The sequence below is a fragment of the Clostridium bornimense genome (assembly GCF_018917145.1).
GTDB classification, from domain to species: domain Bacteria; phylum Bacillota; class Clostridia; order Clostridiales; family Clostridiaceae; genus Clostridium_AN; species Clostridium_AN bornimense_A.
The window spans coordinates 1-7,148 of record NZ_JAHLOD010000085.1 but is presented as its reverse complement, the minus strand read 5'-3'; the positions used below and the strand labels follow the sequence as shown (position 1 = coordinate 7,148).

3 protein-coding genes and 1 CRISPR repeat array are annotated in these 7,148 nt (G+C 28.4%); all 3 genes read right to left on the bottom strand.

Annotated elements, in window-relative coordinates:
• Positions 1 to 430: 430 nt before the first annotated feature.
• Positions 431 to 1,720: direct repeats of the CRISPR family, unit length 36 nt; unit sequence GTTATAGTTCCTAGTAAATTCTCGATATGCTATAAT.
• A 52-nt stretch (positions 1,721 to 1,772) separates the two neighbouring features.
• The 3 genes from cas2 to cas9 are packed head-to-tail and all read right to left on the bottom strand — an operon-like array spanning position 1,773 to position 6,127.
• Positions 1,773 to 2,096 carry a CRISPR-associated endonuclease Cas2 gene (cas2, locus tag KQI30_RS16150; protein WP_253287548.1) on the bottom strand — a complete coding sequence of 108 codons (324 nt, stop codon included), beginning with the start codon at positions 2,094 to 2,096 and terminating at the stop codon, positions 1,773 to 1,775.
• Positions 2,089 to 2,988: a type II CRISPR-associated endonuclease Cas1 gene (cas1, locus tag KQI30_RS16145; protein ID WP_216464377.1), complete on the bottom strand. Its 900-nt coding sequence runs from the start codon at positions 2,986 to 2,988 to the stop codon at positions 2,089 to 2,091. Before cas1 ends, cas2 begins: the two co-directional genes overlap by 8 nt.
• Position 2,989: 1 nt before the next feature.
• Positions 2,990 to 6,127, bottom strand: coding sequence for a type II CRISPR RNA-guided endonuclease Cas9 (gene cas9 / locus KQI30_RS16140; RefSeq protein ID WP_216464376.1), 3,138 nt, complete (start codon positions 6,125 to 6,127; stop codon positions 2,990 to 2,992).
• Positions 6,128 to 7,148 lie beyond the last annotated feature (1,021 nt).

Below are 7,148 nucleotides of genomic sequence, written 5' to 3'. Positions count from 1 at the left end.
CCCTGTAAAATTTTGGAATCAGAATGAGCTTTATTAAAGTTACCCTTTTTTTAATAAGACAAACTAGAAAATTTCCAATTTTAAAGTTTTTTTATCTTGACATATTACCAGTCGTCTTTAGTTTACATTTTTTACTATAATTATATCATATGTAAAATAGTTTTTTGATAAGTTTAATTAATTTAATTTATATATAAAAATATTTGGAAATAATAAGACAGTTTTAAAAAAAAGAAATTGCACTGATAATAAATCATATTATTAATTTATATACTAAAGAAAGTATCTGAAATAATACTTATTTCAAATACTTTTAAAGTTACATCTTTATTTATTTTTGACATCTATAGTAAAACACAACTAAAAATTATGCCACTAGTAAATTCTCGATATGCTATAATAGTAATAAAAGAGTGTATAATTTAAGAGAGTTATAGTTCCTAGTAAATTCTCGATATGCTATAATCAATCACCAAGACTAGGCATGTGACATCCAGTTATAGTTCCTAGTAAATTCTCGATATGCTATAATCATCAACTGTAGCCACTCTATTACCTCCTTGTTATAGTTCCTAGTAAATTCTCGATATGCTATAATATTGCAAGATGAAACTAAAGAAAATAAGAGGTTATAGTTCCTAGTAAATTCTCGATATGCTATAATTATATCTTGTCCTGTTAATTCTTTAAGTCTGTTATAGTTCCTAGTAAATTCTCGATATGCTATAATCCAATGGGTATATACGAAGCAAATATTAAAGTTATAGTTCCTAGTAAATTCTCGATATGCTATAATATAGTAATATTGTTAAACTAGAAGGTAATTGTTATAGTTCCTAGTAAATTCTCGATATGCTATAATAAAAATGGAATTTTAAATATTGAACTTGAAGTTATAGTTCCTAGTAAATTCTCGATATGCTATAATACTAAAGAAACAATAGGTAAGACAGTGATGGTTATAGTTCCTAGTAAATTCTCGATATGCTATAATTTTAAATACGATTGATACAGCTGCAGAGCTGTTATAGTTCCTAGTAAATTCTCGATATGCTATAATAATTTCCAAATCATATGATACTCAATATTTGTTATAGTTCCTAGTAAATTCTCGATATGCTATAATAATATGATGGTTCTTATATAATGGATTGGAGTTATAGTTCCTAGTAAATTCTCGATATGCTATAATAACTGGTTTACATGTAAGGATAAATTATTTGTTATAGTTCCTAGTAAATTCTCGATATGCTATAATAGAAGTGAACGATAATTACACACCATTTAAGTTATAGTTCCTAGTAAATTCTCGATATGCTATAATAAGAGAACGTATTGAATTATTAAAAGCTCAGTTATAGTTCCTAGTAAATTCTCGATATGCTATAATCGGCAAAAGTTCAAGGATGGACAGATTAATGTTATAGTTCCTAGTAAATTCTCGATATGCTATAATTGGCTTTAAGAAAGTAACTGTTTTTGATATGTTATAGTTCCTAGTAAATTCTCGATATGCTATAATACTTCTATATAAATACAAAATATCCTTCTAGTTATAGTTCCTAGTAAATTCTCGATATGCTATAATCACTATTGATAATAGTAATAACATCACCATGTTATAGTTCCTAGTAAATTCTCGATATGCTATAATTTTAGGACTAGGACGAGGTTTACCATACTTGTTATAGTTCCTAGTAAATTCTCGATATGCTATAATTAGGAACTGTAAACCCCCTTGAAACAACTAGGTTTCAAGGGGTTTTTACTTTTTAAAAAACATTCATTATGCCAGAATTAATAGCTTCCTCTTGCTTTTTTGGCGACCCTACAAGAAATTGCATATCAGCATATTGTTTTTCTGTTATTTGCAGAAATCTTACTGATCCTTTCGGCGGTAAATTCTTTTTTAGTCTCATTATATGTTTATTGCTACCTTCAATTCCATTACATATCCTAGAGTATACAGAGTATTGTAACATTATATAACCATCATTCAATAGAAATCTTCGAAAAATTGCATATTCTTTTCTATCTTCTTTCTTTACAACAGGCAAATCAAAAAATACTAGTAATCTCATAAATTTTTTACTCATAATAATGATATTCCAGTGGTATTATTTCAGGTAACTTTAATAGTCTAAAATCTTTTTTACTGCATGCTGTTGTATAAGATGCAATCATTTTATCTATACCATTTAAAATGGAATGCTTTTGATTTTCTATAATGCAACAATGGTTGACTAAATCAACTAATGCTATTCTGTGCTCTCTTGTAAATTCATCATCGTCACTTATATTTTCATATACCCATAAATCAACTATTGGTCTTAATGGCTCCATAAAATCATCTGCTAAGTTAAAGGAGTTCAATTCATTACAATGGTTAACGCCTAAAGCAGGATTAAAGCCATACATTACTAAAGTTCTAGCAACAGCACTTCTTATTATTGAATATCCATAATTTAATGCAGAATTAATAGAAGATGTATCATCTCTAGTAAATTTATGTCCAAAAATACAAGGAAAATAATATTTTGCTCCAATAGCTTCTTTATTACCTTTGTCTCCACTTTCTATATCTTGTGAAAGCTTCATCAAATAATCATATCCTTCTATCTCACATAATTCTAAGCAACGTCCTTGATTATATAATTTTTTCTTAACTATACTTTGCCATATTCTTTTTGAAAAGGCCGCACTTTGATTTAATTGATTCTTCAATACCTTGTAGGTTCTATGATGCTTATTCAATGGTAATACAGTAGCAGATGGTAAATGTTTTTCATCACATAATACCGTTGCAACATTGTTTTCTGACAAAGCACTTAATAATCTACTAGAAACCTTAGCAGCAACAGTTTCGATAACTAATACAGTTATATCTTCTATAGGTATCTGATACTGATCTTCTGTATTAATAATTAAATTATTATTTTTTAATGTCAGTGTAGCTGGATTTGATATAATAACACTTCTAAAACTCATATTATCTACCAATCCTAACTTTATGAAATCTTCCTAATACGTCTACCTCATATTTATTAAAAGCTTTAACACCTGATTTAATCCCTATACCCCTATAACGACTTGAACTATCATGACTTTCCATAACCAGTGAAGCTGTTGACCTATCGAATCCATCATAGTAGCCAAAATAATCTTTCTTCTTTTCAAATATTATTTCTATAAGATCATTTTTATAAATAGAAAAATAAAATTTATAAGAATTGTCCATCAATGTCCATTGATCTTCAGGTTTTGATGCTAAAGCTGCCTTTTTAGGTATTATACCATTTGCCAATTGATATCTATAAACAGGAACCGCATAATACTTTCCTTCCTTCTCATAAATATCTATTCTAACCATACCTTCTTTTGCAACAAGTCCATCATTAAGCTCTATACCATCTTTAAAAGGAACCGATGTTACTATCTTAATACTTTTTACAACAGGACCTAATTTCCCATCTTTAGTAGGCTTTCTAAACTCTTCTTCAAAGGCCTTCTTACCATTTCCACCGAACTCCTCTAGTCTTTCTCTCAAAGCATCATAGAGTCTTCTATCACCATTATAGTTATAAACATTATCCATATCCTTAAGTGTTACCTCTTGAAGATTCTTTTTAATGATAAATCCATTTTCATTAAAGGCTCTCTTTGAATAAACTGTTTCTTTAAAGAGCTTTCCACCTATCTTTCTAAATGGTACTCTTGAAACAAAAATAGGTCTTACTGTTTTATTTATAAATTCTTGATCATAGCTGCTAATAGGTGATTTTCTTAATTCACTAATTGGGTCATCACTAAGTCGCATCTTTAACTCTTCACTAAAGCCTTGCCATGGTCTAGGTAATAATTCTCCATTTTTCTTTGAATTTAATTCATGCCTTTTACTAAAGTCAGAAATCTTTTTAACCATACTTTGTGTTGTAACTGCTACAACCGTTGCATCTAATGCATGGTGCTTATCACCATCTTCTCTAACTTTGCTTAAGCCCCATTTTCTTCTCAAAAATGATGTGGCTCTACCATTTACTGTGATTACCTTTTGTTTTGTTGAATGTTTTTCACATTCTTTGAACTCCAATCTACTATTAACAAAGTTAGAAATGTACCTACATATATATTTTGTATCTTGAAGATTTCTAGTTTTCCATTCTTTTTCTTCTTCATCGGAAAAACTTTTCTTTAATAAGTTTTGTTTTTTTCTATTTTTTAAATTGCTTCCTTGAACCCATACTTCAAAACTATGCCATCTATCTTCGTTTAAGTTTAAATATTCATATGGAGTTCTGTTTCCTTTTCTTTGATTCTCTACTGTCAATACTAATACCTTATTAGCTAAGCTATCATCAAAAGATTTACTAAAAGGTATAATATGATCTATCTCGCAATAACCGCTGGTGAAGAGATCTGTAATGCTGATTTGTCTTTGACTATAAGCACATTCGCCTCTTTGTTCTTGCCATAAACGATATTTCAACACCTCTGATCCAGTTGGTTCTCTATCCATAATATCAAATATTTCTTTACGTATCTTATCTATATTATTTCTATTTTCTTTTTGCTCTTTTTCTATGATTTTTCTGTCTTTAAAGTTTTTAGCTAATTCTCTTGCTAGCTCAATATTTATTCTAATAGGCGAACCATATCTATCTATAACAGCATTAATTACTTTTCTAGTTTGTGCAAGAGCTCTATTTACAACAGGATTAACTATTTCATCAATTTTTATAACTGGTAGTTTATGCTGTTTCTCCCCTTTATAAATTGCCTTAAAATCATAACCTGCTTTTTCACAAGCTTCACTATATTGATAACCCTCTTTCAGAAACGGTAATATCTTCTCTAAAGCCTCTATAGATAAATTATTAAATTTACTAAAAGATATATCTTCAACGGCCTCAATAATTCTTTCATCTACATTTCTTTTTAATAGTTGTTTTTTAATCTCTTCATCTGTTTTTCCTAAAGTAAGTACATAAGCTATATTATTTAACAACTTTCTATCATCTTTAATTTCTTGCCAATATTCTTTACTAATACCATGTTCGATAGCCTTTTTAATTTCATGATATCCTTTTAGGGAAATAAACTTTGTATTCTCAGTTTTTACTCTATCCCCTTCTAAGTTATATGTAAGAGTTGAAAAGTAATCATCTTCTGTAAGGCCTAATAGTTTTCTTAATGTAGAATATTTAATTTCTTTTTTTGCAAAAGCTTCATTTATTACTATATTACGTTCTTCCTCTGTTAATTTTCTTTTATATCCATTATTTAAGATAGATATTTTATTTATATTTTCATATAAAATAAACTCCTCAACTGTAATAGAGTTTTTAGGTGCTCTTTTATATTTTTTCTTTTCAAATGTGCAATATCCTACTAACTTTTCTAAGTCTTCAAAATTAGAGTAAGGTCTTTGTGAATCGAAAATTTCAAGATACTTATCTTCTATCTCATTTGAAGCAAATTCATTACCAAAATCCCTTTGCTTTTGAAATAATAAGTCTATTTCTTCTCTAATAATAGCTCTTGAAACACACATATTATAATTTCCACTTTTATTTCTTAAAGGTTTATATTTATCATCATCACTTTTAACAGTTTTAAATATATATTCTCCAATTGTTCTAGCACCTGATTCCTTCATAGCTGTTATGTTGTTATTGATGCTAGTTAAAATAGCTCCGGATTCTTTATCCTTTACTTCATTTTTTCTATTAGATTTAAAACCTCTTCTTTTACAGAAATTAATTAGCAATTTAGCCCATTCTTCGTTATTTAACTTCTGATCTAGACCTAATACTCTTGCTTCCCATACATTAATACTATTATTGTTAAGAAACAAATTATCTAATTGTTCCTTTGTTAATATTTTTTTGTCTAATATAAGCTTTCGTACCCTTTTTATTCTATAAGCTTTTCTTCTTAATAATCTTCTTCTCCCTCTAGCTTCCCTTCGTGGTAAAGCAAGAGAGGCTCCTGTTTTGGGATGTTCAGCTGCATTAAAAATTCTAACTCCCAAATCTTCAATTCTTTCTTCATCTAAATTAATAATAGACCATCCAACAGATGTAATACCGATATCAAGACCTAATGCATAATTAATTTCTTTTCGCATAAATACCTCCTTAACTAATACATTTTTTACCACACCATTGTAAAAAGATACCCCCTAGTTTCTTATGAATCTAGGGGGATACTTTACGGCTTAAAGCCTTGTTATAGTAACTAGTTAAACTCTCGATATGCTATATATTTACCTAGTTTCCAATATTAGTATATACCATTCTGAATATTTTGTCAATAGCATATTTAATGATATCTATTTTCCACTATAAATAATTGTGCAAACTAGTCTTATTGCTAGTTTTTGATTCTCAAAATTAAGCACTAATGTATTCTCTTTTTATATTCTTTAATGATAAGAAAAAGACTATACCTGTCTTTTTAAATTTTGCTTTTACAAATTTATGACGTGTATAGTCTTTATTCAAATCTATTCTAAAGTGTTAATCTTCGTAAATCTTAGAAATGTTCCCTCAAAAAAAGTTTCGAAAATCCAGTCTTCCCTTCAAACCTTGAGCCTTTCAAGGCTGATGCCCTTTTTGCTCTTATTTCTAATAAAAAAGTTCCAAAAGTAAAATCAAGCAAAAATCAGTAGTTATCCACAGGTATTTTCATTGAAAATAATAAAAAAGTCCCGAAAAAATCTCATGTAGTTTTTCAAGCATTAATCATGTAAAATCATCCGCTACGCGTGAGCGAAAAACTCTTTTAATTATTCCTATAAATCTACTATTCAAGCCATTCTTCATACATTTATATTCAGATATTTTAACAGGCTATTCTCTTTTCATATTTAATTTCAGACATAAAAAAGACCAGCTCAGAGGCACAAAAGTGCCTCCTGGCTAGTCATATTTTCTAAACTTTTTTATTTCGTTCGAAACTTTATTTTAAGTGAACAATTAAATGTTCCCTCAAAAAAAAGTTCCGAAAATCCCCCAAATCCCTAAAACCTATAAATGATATGATAAGAATGTAGAAAAATGATCATTTAAGAATGCACATTTATTTGTTATATTAATGTATAATTACCAAAGATGATATTGGAGGTAATTATGATTATAACGACAAAT

What these genes read in the sequence shown, in the direction of transcription:
- cas2 (WP_253287548.1), bottom strand. Translation starts at nt 2,096, where the DNA reads ATGAGTAAAAAATTTATGAGATTACTAGTATTTTTTGATTTGCCTGTT.
- cas1 (WP_216464377.1), bottom strand. Translation starts at nt 2,988, where the DNA reads ATGAGTTTTAGAAGTGTTATTATATCAAATCCAGCTACACTGACATTA.
- cas9 (WP_216464376.1), bottom strand. Translation starts at nt 6,127, where the DNA reads ATGCGAAAAGAAATTAATTATGCATTAGGTCTTGATATCGGTATTACA.